25 protein-coding genes and 2 pseudogenes are annotated in these 24,946 nt (G+C 31.7%); 14 read left to right on the plus strand and 13 right to left on the minus strand.

Annotation, left to right across the window (positions count from 1 at the left end; translation table 11 throughout):
* Positions 1-27: 27 nt before the first annotated feature.
* Complete coding sequence (locus MHH45_RS25610) at positions 28-507, minus strand: hypothetical protein (RefSeq protein WP_088094544.1); 480 nt, start codon at positions 505-507, stop codon at positions 28-30.
* A 640-nt stretch (positions 508-1,147) separates the two neighbouring features.
* Here MHH45_RS25610 and MHH45_RS25615 point away from each other — a divergent pair.
* Positions 1,148-1,723, plus strand: coding sequence for a DUF5710 domain-containing protein (locus MHH45_RS25615; RefSeq protein WP_088094543.1), 576 nt, complete (start codon positions 1,148-1,150; stop codon positions 1,721-1,723).
* Positions 1,724-2,510: 787 nt separating this feature from the next.
* Here MHH45_RS25615 and MHH45_RS25620 read toward each other — a convergent pair.
* Positions 2,511-2,876 (minus strand): hypothetical protein, encoded by a 366-nt coding sequence (locus MHH45_RS25620; RefSeq protein WP_088094542.1) that lies wholly within the window; start codon positions 2,874-2,876, stop codon positions 2,511-2,513.
* A gap of 909 nt (positions 2,877-3,785) precedes the next feature.
* Here MHH45_RS25620 and MHH45_RS25625 point away from each other — a divergent pair.
* Positions 3,786-4,607, plus strand: a complete 822-nt coding sequence (locus MHH45_RS25625; protein ID WP_088094541.1) for a ParA family protein — start codon at positions 3,786-3,788, stop codon at positions 4,605-4,607.
* Between the two features lies 1 nt (position 4,608).
* Positions 4,609-4,980: a hypothetical protein gene (locus MHH45_RS25630; protein ID WP_088094540.1), complete on the plus strand. Its 372-nt coding sequence runs from the start codon at positions 4,609-4,611 to the stop codon at positions 4,978-4,980.
* Between the two features lie 66 nt (positions 4,981-5,046).
* Here the strand turns inward: MHH45_RS25630 and MHH45_RS25635 are convergent.
* Positions 5,047-5,184: pseudogene (locus MHH45_RS25635) on the minus strand (DUF3967 domain-containing protein); the annotation flags it as partial.
* A 159-nt stretch (positions 5,185-5,343) separates the two neighbouring features.
* Between MHH45_RS25635 and MHH45_RS25640 the strand changes: the two are divergent.
* The 5 genes and pseudogenes from MHH45_RS25640 (at position 5,344) to MHH45_RS25660 (ending at position 7,675) form a co-directional block, all read left to right on the plus strand.
* Positions 5,344-5,736 (plus strand): DUF5412 domain-containing protein, encoded by a 393-nt coding sequence (locus MHH45_RS25640; protein WP_088094538.1) that lies wholly within the window; start codon positions 5,344-5,346, stop codon positions 5,734-5,736.
* 266 nt (positions 5,737-6,002) lie between these two features.
* A pseudogene (locus tag MHH45_RS25645) lies at positions 6,003-6,131 on the plus strand (GNAT family N-acetyltransferase); the annotation flags it as partial.
* Positions 6,132-6,204: 73 nt separating this feature from the next.
* The gene (locus tag MHH45_RS25650; RefSeq protein WP_088094537.1) at positions 6,205-6,519 is read left to right on the plus strand and encodes a hypothetical protein; all 315 of its coding nucleotides are present in this window, start codon (positions 6,205-6,207) and stop codon (positions 6,517-6,519) included.
* Positions 6,520-6,667: 148 nt separating this feature from the next.
* Positions 6,668-7,012, plus strand: a complete 345-nt coding sequence (locus MHH45_RS25655) for a hypothetical protein (protein ID WP_249922733.1) — start codon at positions 6,668-6,670, stop codon at positions 7,010-7,012.
* 12 nt (positions 7,013-7,024) lie between these two features.
* Complete coding sequence (locus MHH45_RS25660) at positions 7,025-7,675, plus strand: IS6 family transposase (protein WP_249922732.1); 651 nt, start codon at positions 7,025-7,027, stop codon at positions 7,673-7,675.
* A gap of 1,007 nt (positions 7,676-8,682) precedes the next feature.
* Here MHH45_RS25660 and MHH45_RS25665 read toward each other — a convergent pair.
* Positions 8,683-8,844, minus strand: coding sequence for a hypothetical protein (locus MHH45_RS25665; protein WP_167332935.1), 162 nt, complete (start codon positions 8,842-8,844; stop codon positions 8,683-8,685).
* Positions 8,845-9,168: 324 nt separating this feature from the next.
* Between MHH45_RS25665 and MHH45_RS25670 the strand changes: the two genes are divergently transcribed.
* Positions 9,169-9,369 carry a hypothetical protein gene (locus tag MHH45_RS25670; RefSeq protein ID WP_088094536.1) on the plus strand — a complete coding sequence of 67 codons (201 nt, stop codon included), beginning with the start codon at positions 9,169-9,171 and terminating at the stop codon, positions 9,367-9,369.
* A gap of 78 nt (positions 9,370-9,447) precedes the next feature.
* Here MHH45_RS25670 and MHH45_RS25675 read toward each other — a convergent pair whose 3' ends face one another.
* From MHH45_RS25675 to MHH45_RS25705, 7 genes are all read right to left on the minus strand, one after another.
* Positions 9,448-10,092 carry an ATP F0F1 synthase subunit alpha gene (locus tag MHH45_RS25675; RefSeq protein ID WP_088094535.1) on the minus strand — a complete coding sequence of 215 codons (645 nt, stop codon included), beginning with the start codon at positions 10,090-10,092 and terminating at the stop codon, positions 9,448-9,450.
* 306 nt (positions 10,093-10,398) lie between these two features.
* Positions 10,399-12,078: a helix-turn-helix domain-containing protein gene (locus MHH45_RS25680; protein ID WP_088094534.1), complete on the minus strand. Its 1,680-nt coding sequence runs from the start codon at positions 12,076-12,078 to the stop codon at positions 10,399-10,401.
* A gap of 449 nt (positions 12,079-12,527) precedes the next feature.
* Entirely contained in the window at positions 12,528-13,289 is a 762-nt protein-coding gene (istB, locus tag MHH45_RS25685) for an IS21-like element helper ATPase IstB (protein WP_088094545.1), read from the minus strand.
* Positions 13,279-14,832: an IS21 family transposase gene (gene istA, locus MHH45_RS25690; protein WP_088094533.1), complete on the minus strand. Its 1,554-nt coding sequence runs from the start codon at positions 14,830-14,832 to the stop codon at positions 13,279-13,281. Before istA ends, istB begins: the two co-directional genes overlap by 11 nt.
* Before the next feature lie 28 nt (positions 14,833-14,860).
* Entirely contained in the window at positions 14,861-15,571 is a 711-nt protein-coding gene (locus tag MHH45_RS25695) for an ABC transporter permease (RefSeq protein WP_088094532.1), read from the minus strand.
* The gene (locus MHH45_RS25700; RefSeq protein ID WP_088094531.1) at positions 15,564-16,274 is read right to left on the minus strand and encodes an ABC transporter ATP-binding protein; all 711 of its coding nucleotides are present in this window, start codon (positions 16,272-16,274) and stop codon (positions 15,564-15,566) included. Before MHH45_RS25700 ends, MHH45_RS25695 begins: the two co-directional genes overlap by 8 nt.
* A 66-nt stretch (positions 16,275-16,340) precedes the next feature.
* A complete protein-coding gene (locus MHH45_RS25705; RefSeq protein WP_088094530.1) occupies positions 16,341-16,880 on the minus strand; it encodes a PadR family transcriptional regulator in 540 nt (179 codons plus the stop codon).
* Between the two features lie 1,143 nt (positions 16,881-18,023).
* Here MHH45_RS25705 and MHH45_RS25710 point away from each other — a divergent pair.
* The 5 genes from MHH45_RS25710 to MHH45_RS25730 all read left to right on the plus strand — a co-directional run bounded on the left by MHH45_RS25710 (position 18,024) and on the right by MHH45_RS25730 (position 22,952).
* Positions 18,024-19,724: a hypothetical protein gene (locus MHH45_RS25710; RefSeq protein ID WP_335357334.1), complete on the plus strand. Its 1,701-nt coding sequence runs from the start codon at positions 18,024-18,026 to the stop codon at positions 19,722-19,724.
* Between the two features lie 909 nt (positions 19,725-20,633).
* Complete coding sequence (locus tag MHH45_RS25715; protein ID WP_088094527.1) at positions 20,634-20,930, plus strand: hypothetical protein; 297 nt, start codon at positions 20,634-20,636, stop codon at positions 20,928-20,930.
* 1 nt (position 20,931) lies between these two features.
* Entirely contained in the window at positions 20,932-21,117 is a 186-nt protein-coding gene (locus MHH45_RS25720) for a hypothetical protein (RefSeq protein WP_003203313.1), read from the plus strand.
* 100 nt (positions 21,118-21,217) lie between these two features.
* Positions 21,218-22,399 (plus strand): FtsK/SpoIIIE domain-containing protein, encoded by a 1,182-nt coding sequence (locus tag MHH45_RS25725; protein WP_088094526.1) that lies wholly within the window; start codon positions 21,218-21,220, stop codon positions 22,397-22,399.
* Positions 22,338-22,952 (plus strand): replication-relaxation family protein, encoded by a 615-nt coding sequence (locus tag MHH45_RS25730; protein ID WP_088094525.1) that lies wholly within the window; start codon positions 22,338-22,340, stop codon positions 22,950-22,952. Before MHH45_RS25725 ends, MHH45_RS25730 begins: the two co-directional genes overlap by 62 nt.
* Here MHH45_RS25730 and MHH45_RS25735 read toward each other — a convergent pair whose 3' ends face one another.
* Together MHH45_RS25735 and MHH45_RS25740 are read right to left on the minus strand one after the other, a co-directional pair.
* Entirely contained in the window at positions 22,953-23,183 is a 231-nt protein-coding gene (locus MHH45_RS25735; RefSeq protein WP_033799359.1) for a helix-turn-helix transcriptional regulator, read from the minus strand.
* 334 nt (positions 23,184-23,517) lie between these two features.
* Positions 23,518-24,567, minus strand: a complete 1,050-nt coding sequence (locus MHH45_RS25740; RefSeq protein WP_088094524.1) for a hypothetical protein — start codon at positions 24,565-24,567, stop codon at positions 23,518-23,520.
* Between the last annotated feature and the right edge of the window lie 379 nt (positions 24,568-24,946).

The following is a 24,946-nucleotide window of genomic DNA, read 5'->3' on the forward strand; positions in this document are numbered from 1 at the left end:
TAGGTGCAATCCTGAAGGTCTTTTTGTTTACTTCAATATAGAAATGAAAAAGGCTGAATCTGCCGTTTTCTGAGCTTTTTTTGCTGCTTTATGGACTTTTGCTAAATCTTGTTCTAATACCTTAATTTTTTTATTTGATTGAGCCTCTAATGCAGTGATTTTATTTAACTGTTCTTGGTGATGCATTTCAGCTACATAAAGATTAATTGCCTCTGGTATTGTACTTGCTCTCCTCTGCTTAATCACTTTATTTAAAAACTCTAAAATTCCCAAGTCTTGAAATTCTGCTGGAACATATGAATTTACCAACACATGATTTAGTTCATTATATTTATCTTGAAGGACCTTCTTTTTATACAATATTTCATTTAATTTTAATCGATGTGCTGTAGTTCTTCGAATAAACAGTCCAAAAATATAATTTAAGAGTTTTACAAGTATACCTACTACAAATAAGATTAGTGCTAATACAATAAGTGCTATTACAAATAATATACCCAATAGCATAAAAAATACTTCCTAATAAAGAAGTTGTAGATATAGTTTGAAAAAACTCTGATCCAAGAACTAAAACAATAAAAATTAAACCAATAATCCCCAAAACTCCCAAAGTCCAATATGAAGAAATAACATTACGTGGTTTTTCAGAAGCAACTAAATCAGAATATTCCTTTTCAAGTTCCTTCCGTTTATATAGTGCAGTATAAGTTTGTAATAAATCAAACATATCTCAATTCCCCATTTCGTTCAAAATTCAAATGTTACAATTTGAATTTCTATATTTTTGAACTTTGAGCTTGTATATTTGTATAAATAAATTCCAAGAGTTCAATTTTGAGATTGGATGTGAATGAATATTGAATGGAGCCTGTATTGAATGATATCGTAGGTAGTCTAATTTGATATGAAGATATTCTTAAGAAAAAGAGAAGTTTCTACGTTTAATAAATGTTTTTGGCGATAAGCGATTATATCACTTTAACTTAAATCTTGTATGATCATTATTTTATATATTCATTGTTATAAAGATCTATCTTGTAATACACATTATTCCAAATTATGGAAAGTGTTACAATTAAATAGTTAGAATTTTTAGTTATAATTGATCTGAAGTGGATTAAAATAAAATTTTCTGGGGGGAATTAACTTGCCACGAATTAATCTGTGTGTGCCTTACGCTCAGAAGGAAACAGTAAAAGACCTTGGTGGAAAATGGGACATGAAGAATAAGACATGGTACATCTTTGCAAAAACCTACAAAGAAACAAAGCCTTTTTCGAAATGGATTTATACTGCACAATCATCTGAATTTTGGATTATAGAATTACATAGAGCATGCTGGAGATGTGGGAAACAAACTCCTATTTTTGCTTATTGTTTTCCCAGCGGATACATTTCATTAGAATTTGAAAACGAAGATGATGAAGACTGTTCATTTTTTTGGGAGCCTATTCAATTTTTCACACTATTAACCTATGTAGATTGTATCAGTCGTAATGCATTACAAAACATGAAAAAAATCACAAATAACTATTATCTAGATTCTACAAAGATGGGCGGAGAATATTATTTAAATCATTGCAAACATTGTAATGCAAAATTAGGGGATTTTCCATCTTTTGAGGATAACCCACTGCATACAATAGAAAATAATGAGGATATAAAAATTCATAGATTTTCTGCAGCCATTGAGATTAGTGCTTGTTATTCCTGGTATGTGTAAAACAAAAGGATACAACTATGCATTTTTTATAAATAGTTAATCTTTTTTCAAAACGGTACATCTTTTTTTCTAATCGATGCGACTTTATTTCAAATCCACAGCTGATTTTATTGCATGTACTAAATATCACTGCTATAAATCTCTTTACAATATAAAAATATCCCTATTTCTATAAGTGGATATTTCCCTACTTTCCTACCTTTGCTATCAAAAATATTGAGATAGATCATTGCCATCAAGTTACGCTCATGCAACATCGATTATAGGAAAGCTTGTTTCTTTTTTATAACGCCCCTAAACAAAAAAAATTGTACAGTCCACCTGCAGATGTCAATTCTCTCGTTTTAGGATATTTGCTTTTCTTAGCTTGATGGGCATGAGATAAAGGGCTATAAGAAATTTTTCAAAAAATAAATGGAGTGGTATAAATGACAGATTCTATTGCATGTACCACATATCACTGCTATAACCTTCTATAGAAATAGGGAAATATCCCTATTTCTATAATTAGATGTTTCCCTATATATCTAATTTCGTTATCCAAAATATAGATATAAGGATTCTTTTAGAAAGTAACTAGATTGGTAGATTGGACACTCCCCCCAAAACGGGCGCTGTCGTATCGTAGTGAGCTTTCTCGTTCGGAACATCTGTCAAATGACAATAAAGTTATTTATTTTCGATATAAAAATATAAGAGCTTTGCTACATTTTTTGTAGTAAGGCTCTTTAAAATTGTTTAATTCCTATTAAACTAAAGCGCCTGTTACTCTATTTAGTTAGATAAGTTATTTATTAGAAAAATTGTCAATCCCTTGGATAGCTAGTTTCAACGCTTTTATTCTTCTTTCTAAAAGCGTTCTTTGGGGACTACCAGCCTTTGACTTATCATAAATGTTCTCAATTGATGGAAGCAAATCAGTAAGAACATTGCGAGCTTCCGCTATATATTCCTGGGTGTAATGATAGGTTCTTTGATTCCAAACGTTTTCGAGCATTGCTAAGCCGATACAAATAGCTTTGAGTCGTTTCTTTACTAAGGTAGTATTTGCGCCTTTCTGAGTCATTTGTGACAAGGCATTTTCGAGTTTACTGATTGTCGATTGTAAAGATTTTATTGATTCCAATTTGTCTACATTTGATACGTTTTCCATGTTAGCACTGTCCCTTCTTCGTTTCTGAATTATTTTGCTTGATACTTGATAAAATCGTTAAGAACCTGATTTCACTCGCAATATTTTAACATAAATAACCAACTCTCTTTGAGAGGGATTCTCAATAAACCGGCCCAATTATTGAACACAAGTTAACTAACCCTCCTGTTAGTCCAATAAGAATTAAACAACTCTATTATTTTTTAAACTACTTTATTGAAAATTAAACAACTTTTTGGCACTTAACAAAATACTTTCATGTACAGAAAACACCTTATCAGTCTACAACTACTTTTTAACAGTCTAATGCTTTTTTCTATAGTCTAAAACATTTTTTTAATGAGACAATATCTCTGCTTTTGTTATCAGAAATGGAGGTATAGGGGGAAATTTCGAAAAATTACTGGAGTAATATAAATTGCTGATTCTACTGCATGTACCACATATCACTACTATAATCATCTTTACAATATCAAAATATCCCTATTTCTATAAGTGGATATTTCCCTATGTCCCTGCTTTTACTATCAAAAATATTGAAATAGGTCATTGCCACCTGGTTAAGCTCATACAACGTTGATTATGGAAAAGTTTTTTTATAACGCTCCTAAAACAACCTGTACATTCCCACCTGGAGATGCCAATTTTCTCGTTCTAGGATATTTGCTTTTCTTAGCTTGATGGTGATATGGGTATGAGGTATAAGGGGGGGGGTTTTAAAAAATAAATGGAGTGGTATAAATAGCTGATTCTATTGCATGTACCACATATCCTTGCTATAATTTTCTTTATAATATAGAAATATCCCTATTTCTATACATGGATATATCCCTATTTCTATATTTAGTTATCGAAATATAGAAATAGGGATATAGGTAATTTTTTAAAAAGATAAATGGAGTGGTATAAATGGCTATTACAATTACTGTTGGGAATTACAAAGGGGGCGTTGGTAAAACCACTAATGCTGTATTAAACTCTTATGAATTCGCAAAAAAGGGGAAACGAACTTTACTCGTTGACCTTGATCCTCAAAGTAATGCAACAAAGTCTCTAATGTTAACGAAATCTATCCTTAATCCTGACGAAAATATAAATGTTGAAAAAACATTAATGAAAGGAATTCAAGAGGGGAATTTAGATGGATTAGAAGTTGAAATAATGGAAAATTTATATTTAATTCCTTCTTATGTTGATTTTCAAGATTTCGCAAAATTTCTATATAAATCTTGTTCTTCTGAAGCTGAAGAAGATTACTATTTTAAGGGATTACTTGAGAAAATAAAATATAAATATGATTACATATTTATCGATGTTCCACCTATGTCAATTGAAGTCACAAAAAATGCAGTTGTAGCTTCTGATTATGTTCTTATAGCTTTACAAACACAAGAACGTTCTCTTACAGGTGCAGAAAACTACATTAACCAACTAATAAAATTAAAAGAGCAATATAATCTTGATATTGAAGTTGTAGGTATTCTTCCAGTGCTATTAAAAAATAATGGTAAAGTGGATGAATACATTATGGAAAATGCTCGTGAAATTTTTGGTGAAGAAAACCTATTTAAAAATATCGTTCCACAGATGGAACGTATTAAAAGGTTTGATGTTAACGGTATTACTGAAAATGATAGACATGATTTAAATGTAATAGAACTATACGAAAAGATTAGTGATGAATTATTGTCTCGTATCAATATTTTTGAAAGTCTGAAGGTTGGTGTATAACATGGCAAGAACTCCTGGATTATTAGGCAGAAAAAAGAGCAATTTTGACCCAACAGATCCTTATATCCCAAACGAGGATTCAGTTGTAACAAAAAGTGGCGAAGATACTCCTACTTTTTCACCTATAAATGAACAAGAACAAGTGAATCAGCAGGCGAAAAAGAAGGAGCTGACACCGGAGAAAAAGAAATTTAAAAACCAACAAGGCAGTATTAAAATTTCTAGTCAATCTAAGGAAGAGCTTGGGGCACTAATGAAACTCGCTAATAAAAAATATACTCATGAAATAATTGATTTACTTATACATCATTATGTAGAAAATCAATTAACCCCTGAACAGAAAAGGAAATTTAAATTATTAACAGAGATTTAGAAATATAGAAATATCCCTACTTAGAAATAGGGGTATTTCTATATTTTGTAGTTTAAAAAAATATCATCAACAGAACTTCTTCCACGACTTTCTCTTCCCTCTCGTCGCCGCAATTTCCTCATGATATTCCTTCATCAATCGTTTTGTCTCTTGAAGCTCCCTTAATGTTTTCATGAGATTCTCATCTCGTTCTTCTAACCTTTTTAATTATCATTTCTATTCTTACTGATAGTGATAGGTTATGTTAACATTACATGAATAAAGTGTGTAACTGTTTTTTTATTTTTATAGCTTATTCTTTGTGATGAAAATGGTATAATATTGTTTTTATGGATTTATATTCAATATTATGGAGTTGATTGAATGAATGCTATAAATGCTGAAAAGGAAATAAAAAGAACTAAAAGGAAAGTAAGAATTGTATTGCTTTCTATATTAGTAGCCGTTGTTGGATTGGGATACTGGAAGTTTTTTAGTTTGCAAGGTGTTCCAGAAGGAGAATTGATTCAAACAGTTAAATCCCCAGATGGTACATATACGTTAAGAGCATATGTTGTAAATGGTGGAGCGACTACTAGCTTTGCAGTTAGAGGAGAACTTGTTTTTAATAAACGAAAGATACTTAAAACAAAGAACATTTATTGGAATTACAGAGAAGACCAAGCCAATATTGAATGGAAAGATGAAGATACTGTTATTATCAATAATCATAAGTTACACGTACCAGATGAAAGATATGATTTTAGAAATGATTAAAAGTAAAATCTACTTCTGATAAGTGAGATTATTTAGGTATATAGGTAATAGAAATAATTATTAAACGAATATATGAGACACCGCCACATGCCCATCGCCTTAAGAATGTTTACTACCGGCATTATCCGTTCATTCTATGATTCTATTACATGTATCACATATCACTGCTTTAATCTTCTTTACAATATAGAAATTTCCCTATTTCTATAAGTTGATATTTCTATATATCCCTACCTTTGTTATCAAGTATAGCGGTATAGGGGGGAAGCATTCCTCTAATTATGATTGGGTATAATCCTAAAAATCTTTCAGCAAAAATTGTTTATAAAAAGGCTGGATTTGTTGAAACTGAAGTATCTTCATGGGATGAACAATTGGCGAAGTTCTCTTTATAAACTCCGATGGAGAGATAGGGACTATTTTCCCAGATGCTACTCAACAACCGTAGATAGAGTTTGGAGGATTAATATGAATATAGAAAATAAAATGGAAGTAATATTAGATAAAAGAAAAAAATTAAATTTAAATGATGATTATGGAATACAAAAAAGTTGGAATGAAATAATAGAAGTTCTCTCAGAAAATGCGGAAAATACTATAAAATATTTTGAGAATTGTAGTAAAGAAGATTTATATTGGATAAGTGAAGTTTTTGAAGATATAGTAGAAATTGTGCGAAGTAAAGAATTTATTAATTGCTTAAGAAAATTAGATAAAAAATTTCCAGAGTTAGAAATGACAAAGGATATTGATATAGCAGAAAGTTATATAGAAAATCTTTAACACCCGCCTAAAACTGAGCGGCTTTCTTCATTATCTAAGGGGGTTTTATCTTAGAGAATATTTTATTTGGATGATGAGATTATGACACTTGAATTTATAGCACTTCATAACAATATATCACAAAATAAAATGGGGGATGAGCTTGAATATGAAAACAAACACTGAATATGGATTAGTAACTGAACGAAGAGAAGAGAAAGTAATTATTAAGCATCTCAAACAATTTTTAGCTAACGATAAACGGACAATTTCAAAGATTAAAAACCCTTCATTATTAGAATCCAAATTACCCTTTAAGTATAAATATTTTTACTTTAATCTTAATAAAGAAATGGGTACATATATTGCCTTATTTCCAAATCGAGATGAAGATTCAAATTATAAATATCCCGATAATAAAGAAGGGTTCTGTTGCAAAGTTTCCTACATGAAGCTACACTCTAGAAAACAGGATCTAGGAGAATCAGACATGAGATATTTTAAAGGAAAATAATTCAAGAAAGATATTATTTTAGTAGCTGTCGGCTACTACTGCCGTTTTTCTTTAAGTTATCGCGATGTATCTGAAATCCTGAAAGAACGTGGTATTTCAGTTCACCCAACAACTATCATGCGATGGGTTCATGAATATGGCAATCTCATCTATCAAATTTGGAAAGTGAAAAATAAATCTGCACGCTTATCTTGGCATTTGGATGAGACTTATATCAAAGTTAAGGGAGAATGGCGTTATCTCTATCGTGCAATTGATAAAGATGGACACACATTGGATATTCAACTTCGTAAAAAACGGGATCATCAGGCTGCCTATGCCTTTATGAAAAGATTAGTAAAACATTTTGGAAAACCAACAGTTCTCACTACAGACAAGGCTCCGGCCTTGCTTTGTGCGTTCAAAAAACTGAAGAAAAACGGCTTTTATGTACGTACAAAACATTGTACCGTTAAATATCTCAATAACCTGATTGAACAGGATCATAGGCATGTAAAGAGACGTTTTGCCAAATCCGCAGGATTTCAAAATCTTCGTCATGCTTCACGAACTATAAAAGGGATTGAAACGATTCAGGCCATATATAAACAAAGACGAAGTCTTGAATCAGACTCCGTCTTTTCAGTGTACAAAGAACTACAGCAATTAGTAGCGATTGCTTAAAGCCTATTTCCAATCTGTAGACCTCTCTATATTTTTTCCAACTTTGCAACAGAACCTAAAGAAGCTAGTTGGATATTACAAGTAAGATTAAAAAAATATTCCCCTGGTTACGCTCAAGAAAAGACAAGCAATTATATAAATTCACTTTTAAATTCTCTTAACTGTGAGTTCACTATTGTATTTGAAGATGATGAAATTGATAATAATTAATAAAATCACTACCTTTTAAATATTTTGCGACACTTTAATATAATGTTTACTAAAGGTGCCTTCGTGTACAGAAAACACCTTTTCAGTCTACAACTATTTTTTAACAGTCTAATACTTTTTTCTATAGTCTAAAACATTTTTTTAATGAGACAAATATAAATTGCTGATTCTATTGCATGTACCAAATATCACCGCTATAAATCTCTTTATAATATAGAAATTTCCCTATTTCTATAAATAGATATTTCCCTAAATCCCTAATTTTGTTATCAGAAATATAGAAATAGGGATATGTTTTTTTTGGGAAAAGAGCTAGAGTGGTATATTTGACACTCCCATCCCTAAAGAAGTCTCTGTCGCACCGTAGTGAGCTTTCTCGTTCGAAACATCTGTCAAATGACAATAAAGTCGTTTGACAATCTAGGTTTTATTCAAAAAATAACGCCCTATAATTGGATAACATGGATACTGAACTGAAATTTGCTAATGCAAAAAATCCTAAAGATTGTCTGACTTACAATGAAATAGTCCTGATATCATTACTATAATTCCTTTTATAGAAATAGAGAAATATCCCTATTTCTATAATTAGATATTTCTCCATATCCCTCAACCTAATATTTTGAAGTACCCCCAAAACGAAAAGTCCCTTCATCTTCTGAAGGGACTTTCTCTAGAAGCCTAGAGACATGGACTTCTGATAAGTGGGATTATGATAACTAAATTTTATAAAAATAACCCCTTACCACTTCAAAGGTAAGGGATTATTCTACTACTGTTGTGTAATATAAAAGATGTTATTTCTTTTGCTTTATTTTAGAAACTCCAAATCCAATAGCAACACCAATCATCATACCAAGAGCAAGGTTATTAATAAGCAACCCGAAAGTTGTCCCCAAACACATTCCTATAGATATTCCAATTACCGTTTTTGCATCACTTTGTTTATTTTTATTCAAAAAGATATACTTCCTTTCTGCAGAATTATGAATTGTAAGTTTTATATACATGACCTATTTATAGTGTCGTAAAGATGAATAACAAATCATTAGTTTAATTATATAATAATATTTATTTATTTTTATATCTATATTATAAATTCTTAACTTGCAGTATTTTGAATGTATACTTTTCTTGTGAATTTTGAGAATATCTAGGGATTTAGGATGAAGTCAATATTTACGGGGTATTGAATGTAAACAAATAATAAAAAGTTTAATTCGCTTGTCTTACATTATTTTCTAATTCATTGTGCTATATTTATTAGAAAAGTGGACGAATTAATGCTGAAATATATTTGGTCTTTAGTTTTTGCTCTTATATTTTTTTGGGTGGTACGTGGTCCACTGATGTCATATATATCTTCAAATCAAAATATTGTTGCTATTTTAGTTATTTTCACAATAGTTATTATTAATCCTTGGATTATTGATTTAATAAATCGTTTATACAAGAAAAAGAAGACTGAACTAGAGAGTTCATAATCTAGTTCAGTCTTCTTTTTCTTGTAATACTAATGTTAATGGTCAAACGATTAACTAAAATAAATAGATAATGTTTTATTAAGACCAAATCCATTGATCATCATTATTTTGATTTGAAGTTTTCAATTCTTTAATTTTTTCAATGTTGTTTTCTATGTTCCAATTTATAGAACTTCCACCCCATTGTGCAAATTCCATATTATTTACTTTAACTTTGTCACCAACATTAAACTTTTGTCCTTGTGTTAAGTAAACTTCTAGAATCTCATCCCCACCGTTGATTTTAGGATATTTAACAAGTACATAATCTATAGGTGTGTCTACGTATTCATCAATTTTTCCTTTTTCACTAATTTCTCCTACTACATAATCAGGTCGACCATTTTCTTTTAAATGCATTCCTGGTGTTAATGATTTATTTTCAATAGAATTTGCAATCATATATTCAGTAAAATTACGCATCATTGTACCAGTAACTTTTACTTGATCTCCTATTTTTACATTTGGTGTAGAATCAAAATTGATACTGATAGGATCTGTATATTGTTTTGATTCTACAAAAATAACATTATTACTAATCTCAACTACACGCCCTTCAATTGTTGATATATTTGATTCAATAGAAGCTGCACTAGCTTTTGTTGCTTCTAATCCTGGTAAATTTGTTCCTGCAAGTGCTGCGACTCCTAATGCACCAGCTAAAATGATTTTTTTCATACCCATTTTATAACATATCCATTCATGTTGTAATTTTAATATTGTCCTCACTGTAACTATTGTAGTTACAGTGAGGACAATATTAAACTATAAATTATATGCAATCTTGAATATTAAAAAAGTAAAATATTTAAGTTTAGTGTTTAAAAAATGAAAGTAAACTAATATTCAACAGTTTACTTTCAAAAAAGAAAAGGCACTCATTAGAGTGCCTTTCGTGGACTTGAATGTATAGTTATTACTGCTTATCAACAATTACATTAAAAAGAGTCCTACTCTAGGACTCTTTTTAATGCTAATTTTGGCTTTAACTTACATTTTATCGAGGATTATTTGTCTTTTATACCATTGGTTTAATTTGTCTCTCGCAGTTCCAGAGAGACGCTTTGTTTTTTTATTATAGAATCTTGAAAGAGTGGGCTGTGATATGCCTATCTCTGCTGAGAGCTCTCGCATAGTTATGTTCTTTCTCCTATGCATAAATTCTATTCTATCCCTGATTAATTGTTCGGTTCCATTCATATCTAATGGTTTTTCTTCAATTTTTACTGGTTGATTTTCCTCATGTATTACATCTAAAGTCTTCTTTTTTGCTAAGTTTTCCATTGAATGAATTAATTCTTTAGGTGGTAGTATTACTATTCCTAACTGTGAATAATAATTTTTAAACCAATTCTTCTTCGTCAATTGTTCCTCATCTAAACCTTTATCATATCCCCAATGGGAAATTACACCTTCTTTTTCTAAATCAATCAAAACATTTTCTAGTTGATCACGAATACGGTTAGGCTTTTGCTTTTGGTTTATGCCCATTACCGCTAATAACCCTTTATCTCCCCCTATAGAATAGGGCCTTTTTAAGTTAGAAAACATTTGACGAATTCTCCACTGCCATGTCAAATAACGAATTAACCTTTTATGATATTTGTGTCTATAGCTATTATATTCAAGGGCCTTTTTTGATAATAGTGCTGTAGTGCTATTAGATCCATATAGATAACTGGATAAGAAACTTCCCGGTTTAATTCGGCACGATTCTATACCCATGTATTCATTTGTATTTTTATCTCTCCAAAGCACTACAGAATCTAATACAAATAACCTTTTAATTACTTCACGCTTTACTTCATAATGTTTACCTGTTTCAGCGCGATCATTTAGTACGACTACTTCATTCTCATCATTTAAGTATATGAAAATACTTGCTAGAGCCGCTATACGTTTAGCTACCTTAATCTTATCTTCCACTCTATAATATTCAACACCACTTGCTTTTGCTTTTGAAATACTGCACATTTCTAAAACTTGTTCATATGAAAAATCAATAAATTCATCAGGTGAGTTTGCTTCATTTAGCCATTGAATTGTGATGGTATCTAATACGTCCGCTGTTAAATCATCCATATTACTCATTACACCATCTACTAATGTATTCCATCTTGCGGCTTCTTCAATATTCGTTAACCTTAGGTCTTCATCTTTATGAGAGGAAAGCTGTGCTACTCCATTACTATCTTTTGTTTCAATGGGATATGATTTTAATTTTGTATTTTCATCTTCCTCAAATTGATTCTTTGCTATCCCATCCCTTAACTTATAATAAACAGCGGAATTATTTACTTCTAAATAATTTTCAGGCACTATATTCGCATCAGGTTCAATCACTTGTGTATTTGTTATAGTATTAATTGTTTCATCATTACGAAACTCTTGGGCTATAAAGACACTAATTGTCTCATGAATTTTTACCTTGTAAGTATCTATATTTTTAAATATATCTAAAGCTGAAATACCTTTTCCTTGCTGCTGCTTCACCCACTGTACAAGCATTGAAAATGATGGAGAAAGGTATTCTGAAGTTACAATTTTACTATTATCTGCTTCAACGTCTACATAGTATGAATTCCATTTACGCCACAATGGCTCGTTCTGTTTATAAATTGGTTCTGTTATTGATAATGCATCTCTAAACAATTGTAGAACGTCTTCCATATATATTTTGCTCCTTATATAAATTTAATAAATGTTATTTAAACGTGAAAATACTTAGCTATATGATGTCCCTTTCTAAATAACAAGAAAGATAATTAGAATATTTTATTTGAAATTTTCTACGTTACACCTTTACAAGATCCTAGTATTTATACTTATAATCATCCCTTTAAATGATTATACAAGACCAACTCAATTTGTAAAATCCAAATACGACTTAATTCAAAGGCTTGCGTAATATCCTAGTTTTTTTCATAGATCCTACTTCTATTAGTATCATTTTTCATAAACATGAAAATCTGTTGAATATTCTAATCGAATTGGGCCGGTAATTTATAGTTTTGTACCAGTGAATTTCATTCTATAGTCCACCGATTATCTTATAATGAACCACTATAAAAAGCAGGGAATAGTCTCTACATCAGTAGATACTATTTCCTGCTTATCATTTACTTTTTCTTTGATTTTGACAGCCCATGACGTTCTCTCATAGATACCTCTCCATCAATTAAGATTTTGTAGGAGTCATGAACAATTCTATCAAGTATGGCATCTGCCAATTGCGCTTGACCAAGTTTTGAGTGCCATCCTTCAGGGGCAAATTGCGAACATAAAATCGTTGAAGAAACTCTAATACGAGCTTCAATTATTTCAAATAGATAAGTAGCTTGCTCAAGGGTTAAATCCACTAGAAGCCATTCATCTAAAATTAATAGATCGACTTTTTTATACTTAGTAATCAGTTTTCGGAAGCTTCCGTCTGCTTGGTTTTTAGCTACCGTGAGTTCATCAAGCAACTCCGACAATCGAATGTACTTAACACGATAGAAGTGCCGGCAAGCCTGAACGGCCAGAGCATTAGATACCCACGTTTTACCATTTCCAGAGGCTCCCATAAGAATGACATTATGAGCTTCTCGAATGTAATTACAGGTTGCTAATTCGAGGATTAGTTCTTTATCTAATTGACGATCTGGATGATATTCTATATCTTCTACACAAGCGGTAGGAACGTTAAGGGAAGCTGATTTTATCAGTCGCTGCAGTCGATTAGATTGACGCCTAGAATATTCGAAATCCACTAATAGCTGAAATCTTTGTTCAAATGACATTTGCTTGTATTCTGGATTGACCGATTGAGCTTCATAAGACTCAATTATTCCTTTTAAATTCATCTCGGATAATTTCCGAATCGTTTCACTATTCATCAGATTTCCCACTCCCAAAGTATCGTGCTCCTCGTGTGAAGCCATAGTCTTGCGAAACTTCATGACCAATGTTTTCGTCACTGGAGCTTATTTCAGTTTTTTCTCTATTTCGTTTCAGTATTGTGTTCACTAAAGATACCGTTGGATTGCTGGCAACTGAAACGGCAGTTTCACAGGCTATTTCTAGCTCGGATTTTGAATGTTTTTTCAAAGTATTTTGAAGAGACAAGAGAGATCGAAGAGCTTTTTTTTCGATAGTAGAATCGAGAATAATCTCAACCAATTTTCTCGTGTTTTCTCCAATGTTATCTGCCCATGTTAAAGAGTTTTCGGGAGTATGTTCAAGATATTTTAGATGATTTTCAGGCATATGAGCCGTGTTGGTTGAATGTTGCCCTAGAGGGCTGTATAAACGTTTGTGAGTGGCAATCCGTAGCTCTTTATAATAGATTTCCACTAGATCTTTGGACAAGCGGATTTCTACATTATCTTGAACGTACTCAAATGGAACGGAGTAATACATCCGATCTACTTGAACATGGTAATTAAGTTGAACTTTAGCTGTTTTCCACTCAGAAAGTTGAAATGGTTTTTGCGGCAGCGGATGAAGAAACGGAAGCTCTTCCTCAAGAAAAACAGATTCTCTCGAACCTGCTCTTTTTTGGAATGGAGTTTTGTTGATCTCTTCCATTTTTTCATGAATTCTATTGTTTAACTCTACAACGGAAAAACACTGATAGTTTCTTAAAGAAGCGATAATATATCGGGATACAAACCCAACTGTTCCTTCTACAGAGGCTTTATCTTTGGGTTTCCGAACTCTTGCTGGTACTATGACTGTATGATAATGATCAGCCAGTTGTCTGTATGCTTCGTTTAAGATAGGATCTAATCGATCAGCTTTGATGACACCGGTTTTCAGATTATCTGACACCAAGGCATCAGTTACACCATTGAAATATTCGTAAGCGTGAATGTGACCACTAAGCCAACTATCCATCTTCATATCCATAAAACCTTCCACATAGAAGTATTGGCTGTACGGAAGAGTCGCTATGAATAGGTGTACTTTTTCATTTTGCCCTGTTTCACAATCAATCAGGTTCAAAGAAGATCCTACCCAATCTACTTCCATTAGTTCTCCTGGTTTTCGTTTTATGGGCATAGTTAATTTATAGGTTTTCGCATAAGAACGATATCTTCTACAGAATGTACTGTAAGAATAGGGAATTTTCTTCGCGTTTCTGGCGCTAGTTTCATACTCTTTATGCAGAAGGTGTAAAGTTACATTCTTCTTCATCAGTTCTTTATGAACGTATTTCCAATTAATAGGAAAGTAACCTTTCTCTATAATTTGTCTTTCAGGAAATAAGTAGTTAAATAACCAAAGATTATCCATTTCTTTTGTTAATTCCGTGATGTTCTTCTGATTCGCTCGTTGAATTACTTCTCCTATGGTTGTTCTTGAGTGACCTGTAGAGGCACTGATTGTTCGCTGAGAGTTACCATTAAAATACATCTGTAAAATCTTTAGATAATTGATCAATGACAGTCCTCCTCATCTTGATTCTTCATCATTTTTCTTTTGTTTGAAATGATTTCTTCGAAATAACCAGAAAAACTGCTAAGAAAATCAAGAGAACAACTATTGAAATCAGATAACTGGGAAGAGAGCTGCTTATCACAGATCTATACCCATTTTGTAACCACTCAACTGGGTTTATCCAACTGATCCACTGAACTAATTTAGGTGTATTGCTTAGATTTAAGAAAACACTACTACATAGTAACAGAGGGATCATTACTAGATTAGAAGTGATACTTAATTGGCCTTCGTTCTTAGGAATCGCTGATAGGCAAAAACCAAGTAAGGTGAAAATTGCCGAGCCAAGAAAGAACAGTGGAATAAATAATACAATTTGTAGAACTGACATTCCGATATTAAATAAGCTGTTTTCGATAGTTACCAGTATCGTAGATACAATACAAGCGATAATCGTTTGGCTTAAAGTAATGCTGCTGAGATATTTCCACAATGAAAAGGGAGTGATCGTTAGTAAATCAAAAACACCGCGCTTTCTTTGAGCAAATACGGAAAAAGAATTTGTCGTGCAGCAGTAGAAAAAGATACTTATCGTTAATATTCCAAATAAAGTATTATCGCTTATGCCAATATTGAAATAGGAAAGACCAATCAATACTGCCAAAGGCAAAAAAATCGACCAAAATAACAAATAGATATCCTTAACATTCTTATTGAGTGAGATCCGAATTATATTAGACATACAAATTCTCCTTTTTTGTTAGTCGATAAAACAATTCTTCTAAATCTAAAACGCCATATTTGTTGAGTAAAAATTCCGGTGCGCCGTCTTCCAACAAGGTACCTTGATCCATAATCATAATTCTGTCAGCAGTATTACGAACTTCCAACATATCGTGTGACGAAAATAAAACACTTTTTCCTCGAGACTTTAATTGACGTATCATGTTTTGAATATCTCTTTGTCCACTAGGATCAAGCCCTGCAGATGGTTCATCTAAAATGACAAATTCAGGATCATGTAGCGTTGTAATGCTAATAGCTAATCTTTTCTGTTGACCAAGTGAGAGTTTTGAGGCTAAAGTGCTTTTTGCATCCGCTAAATTGTAATTCTTCAAAATCTTCTCCATCGTTTCATTCGTCATATCGGATTGATAAAAAGTACCAAAGAGTTTTAAATTATCCTCTACATTGAAGCCTTCAAAAAATGGTGTTGCTTGTAATTGTGCTCCGACTTTTTCATTAAAGTCTTTAGTCCACCGCTTAATGACTCCACTATCCGGTTGACTTATTCCTAAAAGCATTCGAATAGTTGTCGTTTTTCCAGCACCATTGGTGCCGACTAATGCTACAACTTCGTTGCTGTTAATAGAAAAGCTCAGATTATTGATTACTTTTCTACCCTTGAAACTTTTCTCAACATTTGTAAATTCGATTAATTTCATGTTTATTCTCCTTTGTATATTCAACTTTGACTATCGAGGTAATAAGTAAAGCCACAATAAATGGCTTTACGATTTTTGTTCAATAATAGATATAGTAGCTTCAATCAGCTTGATCTGAACCTTGATAACATCAAACATATGCTCAAAAACTATCTTTGTCAGTTGTGGAATTTCTCCTTGTAATGCCTTTTCCTTAGCTTCCATACCAGTCTTTACAGCTTGTGACTCACGGACTAATTGTTCTTTGTTTTTCATCAGTTTTTCGATCGCTTCATCTTTAGGAAGCTGATATGCTAGAGAAATTCCCGAATACAGATCGGTAGGGTAATTGATTTTTGCGCTTCCAAGACATTCTAGGACTAACTGCTTTTGGTATTCTTCACCCTTTGAAGTAATCTTATATATTGCCTTTTGGCGGTGGCCGCTATTTTCTATACTAGCTACTTCAATATATCCGTCTTTTTCAAGTTTTTTTAGCGCATTGTAGATCGAACCGGGTAAAACACCGGCCCATCTTTGGGCATCGTTCATTTCTAGCATAGATTTAATTTCATAACCAGACATGGGCTGCATACTAAGCATAGCTAAAACTAATAATTTTGTCATTCGGATTTCTCCTTTGTTTATTCAACGTTGAATATGTAAAGAAGTATAATCACAAATCAAACTATTGTCAACTGATACTATCAATGAAATATTATTGGCTCAGCAGGTGAGACATTATGGCTTAGCACATGATATGCTGCGGTATAAATTTGACAACTGTTGGATCAATCAAATGCTAATATTCATCTGTAGCTATATCATTCCCCTTTCAACTGCACAATCTTTTTAAAAAGGAGGGCTAAAGCTTGATATAATAGATTTTCTTTTGTAATTACAATATGCAACATGAAAATTTTTAGCTATATGATGTCTCTTTTAAATAATGTAAATGTTCTATAAACCCTTTGATATCATACACCCACTACCTTTTATTCGTATTTTTAACTATTTATATAATATGAAAATCTGTAGCGGTATGATGTCCTTTATTCATACAAAGATGAAAAGGCCTTAGTTATATGATGTCCCTTTTAAAATTTGAAATTTTGAGATTGAATCCTTTAATATCAACGCTTAAAGACTATTCTATGAATAATTTCATATCTAAAAACATGAAAACTCAAAGCTATATGCTGTCCCTTTTGTATGACGTGAATGTTCTATAAACCCTTTGATATCATACATTCACTTCCTTTTGCTCTTATTTTCGACTATTTATATAATATGAAAATCTGTAGCGGTATGATGTCCCTTTTTTTATAAAAAGATGAAAAGGATTTAGCTATATGATGTCCCTTTTAAAATTTGAAATTTTGAGTTCAAACTCTTTAATACCAACGTTTAAAGGCTATTCTATGAATAATTTCATATCTAAAAACATGAAAAATTATAGCCATATGATGTCCCTTTTGTATTTATAAAAGAACCTCATAAACATTGTTGTATCAATGTTTATGAGGTTCTTTCTAATGATTTATTGATTTTCTAGAAAGATGAAAATCTGTAGCGGTATGATGTCCATAAAAAAAAATCGATAAATCTTCAAATCCCTTGATGCACAAGGGATTAACGCGCATTTCATCTTTTCATTTTTTCTCTTAAAGGGGCATATTTCATCAAATTTCGATTTGATATAATCATAATTGGTATATTTTATAGTGTTTTGGCATATATTTCTGGATTTATGTGTAGGAGGTGAAAAAGATGGGACAATCATTTATTATTCGTAATCAACGTAGTCTAAATGGACAAGATACAAATGCAGTTTTAGTAACATTGAAATCTTGGCAGAAACTTGTTGAAGCTTTTGAAGAAAAATACTACAGCTATAAAGATACATACCTTGAGGATATTCTGGATCATATGACATATGAAGAACGCATTGCTGATGTAGATGGCTTTGTTGCTCAGGCGAAACCATCTTTTTCACGTCGTACACTATCTGCTATTTCAGAAACAATGGGACGAAAACATAAATTATATGGCATTACAAATGCAGATTTAGAAGTCTTCTTATATCTACACAAGAAATGTTACACGAATGGGATCATTCCAAATGTAACAGTACATATGATGTGGGAAGATTACAAGCAATATAAAGAGGAATTTGCTTATATACAACATTCTCAATTCTATATTGCATTAAAGAAACTAAGTTTACATAACATTATTACAATAGAAAATGAATTAGATGGTCGCTATACCATTAAGTTAACTCATTTTATGAATGAAGAAACTGAAAAGGCAAATTCCTATGTGTATATTAGCCCGGTTGTGTTTACTAAGGCTTTCTTTGAGATGTCAGTTGCGGCTAAAAAGCTCTTCCTGGACATTGCTATGCAACAGTACAGCGAAACGACGCTTAAACGTTCCTTAGATAAACAGGATGAAAGAGGAAATACAACTCATTTTGGCGGAATGTACCGCTTTTTACATAAGAAATACCCACATCAAATCCGTGCGGTTATGACAGAATTAACAACTGCATTGCCATGTACAGGGACTCCCCTATTCAAAATTTGCAAGTTGCAAAAAGGGAGTAAAAATAAAAAAAGATATACGACTTTATATCTATCCTTACATACAGATTTCTTATGTACAAAAGAAGCTGGGGAAATACAGTATCGTGATCCATTTCCCCCAAAGGTTACGTATGCACGGAAAGCTCGTTTTATTGAATCTGTGCTACAAGAACTGAATATCGGTGAATTTGCACAAGACATGAATAAATTTATTCATGTACTTAAGTATACTTGTCATCGACAAATTCGAAGTGTCATTCGCAGCTTACGTGACATGATAGATCGTAATGAAGAATATCCAAGTAAGTTAGTGTATACGCTGAAAAAAATATTAAATCAAACATCACAATATCAAATTCTTGATACAGCGGCAAAAGAAGGCATTTACCCTCTTATTACACAACATGTTTCAAAAGAACAAAAGGAACAAGCTGTATTTGATTTTGGATTGCATTTCTCTATGTACTCTCATCGAAACATCAAAAAGTTGTTCCGTAAAACATATGAGTTACTAAAATCCAAATTCGCTGTACCAGTTACAGAGGAATCGTATCACCGTAACTATTTAAAATATCAAGAAGAAACATTGTTTAGAAAATACGCCTATGAACAAGGTGCAAATCTAAATGCTTATATAGCTTTAGAAATAGAAATACGTGAACTTCTAAAAACAAGAGGACATAAAGATCGCTTTATTCCGAGTGATGTTCGCGAATTGTTCATTGAAAAGATAGATAGATTACCTAAAGAAACACTTCGCGTTATTGAAGTGCCGAATGAGTTCAATTTGATTACGTTTATTCGTGCATTTGAACAATTAGTACGCGCTGGTATTCAAGTAACGACAGCTGAACAAGTACTTGAGGTAATAGAAACAAATTAACGATACTCCGCTCTCTATTTTTGAAAAAAATATAAATAGAGGGCTATTCGTGTTGGTTCCATTATTTAAAAACCCTACACTGATTTCTCCTTATAGACACCTTTACTCGATTCTATTCATAATAGAGTCTTTTTTTATACATTCCTATACAAAACTGTACTGCAATTAACTAATTTTCCACATCTATGTTTAAATAAAAACATTATTTTTATCTAAAATACATTCAAATACCTACAAAAAATCATAAGAAAAACATTAAATTTCGTGGGTATGTAGATAAATAAAATCTAATGTGAATAATATTATGTAATTATTATTGAAATAAAGGGGTTTTCGTACTTCACCTATCAAAAATCATCAATATTTATGTGAGTCATGTGACAAATTCTAATTATGTTGATTAGTTAACCTATATTGTGAATGTTCTGTGAGTAAATATTAAGAAATTGTGGACATACGGTGGATAAATTGAAAATTTATTACTTGAATAAATATATTTAACAATGCATCAATTTGTTTCATTTTTTATGTAGAAATACATGATATTATTTATGATTATTTGTAGGTTTTATACCGTACTAATAGCTAATTTTGTGTTGTTAGATTCTGCTATTTATGATTTTTTACGCTATGGCATGCTCAAATCCCTTGTTATAGTAGAAATAAAACCCTATTTGCTCTTCCTATATAAGTTTTATCTTTATATTTTAAATATATATAAGATATATATTTATATAAGATTTTATTAATTAATAAAAATATGATTAAAAAAGGGTAATTTATTATCGAACGTCATTCTAAAATGGGAATGGCGTATTTTTGTATTTTTTTGAGGTACAAATTCGAAAAAATGAATCCTCATCATATGTATTTAGTGTATCTAGAAATCTATATGGATGGTGAGACAACATGAGTTATTATCAGATGTTATATAGTACTCCTTATCTGTATTCTTCAAAATCATTACGTCAGATGTACCGGGATACTAAAAGAGAAGAAGATATTTCAGCAATACAAGAGCACATGGTACGTCATGAAGTGTATTTAGACCGACAATACAAAGGTTATTATTATTTGAGTCAAAAAATCGAAGAGGATTTGTACGGTGATGAGTATCCGGTCTCATGGAATGAATTGTTGGATGAGTATCAACTTTATAAGGATCGTAAGGGAAATTTGTCTATTAAACCAAAAGGGTGGGATTAACATGACAATCATTGGAGAGTTAGGAGTTGTGTATGGTGTGACAGGAGTCTCTATTTTAGGGATTAAATTGCTGAAAAGGAAAGGTCTTTACCTTCCAGATTGGTTGCTACGTGCGGGTCTCAAATGCTTATTAATTGGGAGTGTTTGGTATGTGCTAATGGATATACTAGATGTGTTTCTACGTTAGTATTACATCTGGTAGTTGAAAATAATTGTAATAGTGCGTTTTAATCTGTTTTTTCTAACCTTCCATACAGGCTCAACTACCTAAAGGAGGTATGGAGGATATGATATCACTTTTATTAATACCAGCAACCTTTATAACAGTAGCTTACTTTTATAAAAGTACAGGAATGAGTGATAAGAAAAAAATTGCAACGTTTTTTGAAATTGCAAAGATATGTGTTCAACATAAAGGTGAATTACAATACCCTATTTTTATAAAAGAAATAGAAGATGACATAAGTATGAATTATGTTTACAAGTTACCGCTCGGCGTACCTAGTCAACTTATCAAAAAGTTAGCTGAAGTATTAGAAGAAGGACTATATAAACCTGTTAAAATATCGTTTCATCAAAGAGAGCTTCATATTCGAGTATTTAAGCAACGAATACCTGAAATGTGGAATTGGTCTAAGGAGCTGTTAAAAGAGCACACATGGAAAGTTATGATGGGGAAAGCATTAGATAAACACGTGTATCATGATTTCGAGAAAACACCGCATATGTGTGTAAGTGGAATGACTCGTTTTGGAAAGACAGTATTCTTAAAAAATGTGATGACTAGTTTAATTTTACAACAATCTCAACACGTGAATTTTTTTATTATCGATCTGAAGGAAGGGCTAGAATTCAGTCCTTACAAAGAGCTATCCCAAGTAGTAGAAGTAGCTGAAAACCCGGAACAGGCGTTAGAAATGTTGGTGAGAGTACGTGAAAAGATGGTAAAACAGATTGAGATGATGAAAAAGTCCTATTTTACCAATGTTATAGACACATCAATTAGAGAGCGTTGCTTCATCATAGTAGATGAAGGAGCGAATCTTTGTCCGACACAAGGTTTACCTAAAAAACAACGGGATTTATTATTTATGTGCCAGGAGATGTTATCTGAAATCGCAAGAATCGGAGGTGGTTTAGGATTCCGGCTTATATTTTGTACTCAATATCCAACCTCTGACACATTGCCAAGGCAAATCAAACAAAATGCTGATGCAAAGCTAGGTTTTCGATTACCAACAGCGGTTGCTTCACAAGTTGCTTTGGATGAACCAGGTCTTGAGGATCTACCTTCCCTTCCAGGAAGAGCGTTATTTAAGACTGATCGCACAGAAGAAATTCAGGTACCTTATTTAAAGGATATGGACATGTGGGAATTACTGAAGCAATACAAGGTGGTGAAACAAAATGAGGCATCAAACACTCAAACAGAAAGCGAGACAAATCGAGATTTTATCCACTTTGAGTAAGTTAGATTTTGCAACCAGGAGACAATTGCAAGCCATCCACTGCCTAGGAAGTATTCGAAATGCAAATCGTGTACTAAAGGATCTGACTCCGTATTGTCATATTACTAAAATAGCTCGTGAGCATGTATATTATTTAAATAAAAAAGGACGTGATTTATTAGGAATTACAAGAGAAGTAAAGAAAAGTAGTCAATTACAGCACATATTAATGAGAAACGAAAGCTGGATGTGGCTTGGATTTCCAGAATGGAAAACAGAAAGATCTATAGAGTTTTCAATCAATGGTCAACGGTATCAAATTATTCCTGACGCAACGTATTTTGAAGATAATGTTCCCCATTTCGTTGAAATAGATCGTATGCAACATATGAAGGCAAACGAACATAAAATACAGTTATATGGCCATATAACAGATATTTACAAAAGACAGAATGCTATTGTTCCAGTGATTATCTTTTTTACACTGTCAGACTATCGGCAATCTAAATTAGAGCAATATGCTGTAAAACAAAATGTGTTTATGAGAACTTTTGTGATGAATGATATTTTTTAACTAAAGCCAAAAATCATTGTAATCTACATTTTTATTTGTTAACTTTTTTAAAGTATCAATAATCTTGGAACCAGTTTTTAAAGACGGAAGAAATGCATTTCCTTTGCATAAACGACTAATCGTCCCTTGACTTACACCGCTCCTTTCTGCGACTTCCTGTTGAGTTAAATTATGCTTATCTATAAATTTACCAAATTTACTCCTAGGTTTCCCTACACCAAACCAACTCATATTCTCACCTCGGAAAATCATTATTTATAAATCTAGCTTGTCCAAATCTATAATTTTTAAAACCTTCAACAAATTGTAATTTTGGTGTAGTTTTTATCATAAAATAAATTAAGAAGTAAAAATGAAAAAACATGTAATAATTTTGTGGAATCTAGCATTCATAGTAATAGCTACAAGTTGCTGATACACTATCCTAATGGCAACTTGTTGCAAAGAGTATTCCTATAAAATAAAAAGCTAAAACCCCTTGGTATATAAGGGGTTTAGCTTTTTATAAATTGAAGGCTAGAATATTATGTTTTGTTCAATGAAAATTAAGGTAGTCGAAATTTTGCTATTTTTTATTTTTTTGTTGATACTTTTGTAATTCTTTTAATAGCTGTTGGCGCTCTGTTTCTATATCCTTCTCTGAATGTTGTTGTGTTTCAACTGCATTTGGGTATTCATTTTTTTGCTTATATAGCCATTCTGGAATCATCTCTTGTCTAATTGTTTTCTTGTTCTTTTGTTTAGATTTAGGGATTAAATCTAATAATTTTTTCTCTTGTTTTCTTCGAAGTTCAAGATCTGTTATTTTGTTTTCTATGGATGTAATTAAGTAATTTTCATAATTTGGTACAGTACCTTTTTTATAGTTATTAATACATTTTTTTAATACAGAATCAAATGATCTCTTTTGTATTTTACCTTTAAAAATATCTCGAACTTTATTGGTAATCCATAAAATGTCGTCATCAGATAAAGATAGTGTATATACAGTATTCGTTTGTGTAACATTCCTAATTTTTGAATTTTGAATGTCTTTTGCATCTGAATGTAAAACGTTCGGTATATCTTCATCATCAATATTTGTTATTTTTTCTTTTGTAGATATTTCTTTTGTAGATGTACCGACAGTACTGTACTGAGAGTACTGTACTGTCGGTACAGTAGTAATTTTTTTTAGAACTTTCGACTGATGTACGTTTAGTACATCAGTTAAATCATGAGAAATATCAAGGGTTCCGCCATTCATTAAGCTCAAAGATTTGACGGAAGATCCCGAATTTATTAGTTCCGATATAGATTCTAGAAGAAACCCGGAAAGTTCTTCGGAAATGAATGGAATATCTGAAACATTATAAAAAGATTGTTTTTTTCCATCTATGTAACAATTAAAACCAATTATATAGTTTTTACTTGCAAGTTCTTTCCAAGCTGCATCTACATTTTTTCTACTAAACTTTTTATATAATTGTGTTTTATAAATTACCCAATCACTGGGTAAACTCATAAGGTGAGAAAGAAGCCCAATTGCTCGTAAATCAATTAAGTCATTTTGTAATGGGTTATTGTGTATCTGAGCATATTGATTTGTATGACGTCTTTTAATTATATTACTCACGATGTTCCCTCTCCTTTTAAAGACAAAAAGAAAAAGCATGTTTTCTATTTTTAGTTATAGGAAACTACACCTCTTGAAAATTCGCTTTGAAAAATGTACACTATATTTAATAAATTCATAAAACGAGATTTATAAGAAGCCTTTTTAATTCATTGGGAGTTGTTCTATACCGGCCGAAGTATGAAACAACTTCTTTTTCTTTTGTCATTTTCATGTTAATTTTTATAGATTAATAAACAAATAAAAATGTTATCCATAATTATCATGTGAAAAATACCTAATTAATAATTGCGAAAAAACATGCAAACGTTTTCTGTATTATTTTACCACGTCGGTAAAATTAAGGATACAATATGCAAATTTGCATATTGTATCCTTA

The sequence above is a fragment of the Bacillus sp. FSL K6-0042 genome, from assembly GCF_038006685.1.
GTDB lineage: Bacteria > Bacillota > Bacilli > Bacillales > Bacillaceae_G > Bacillus_A > Bacillus_A pseudomycoides.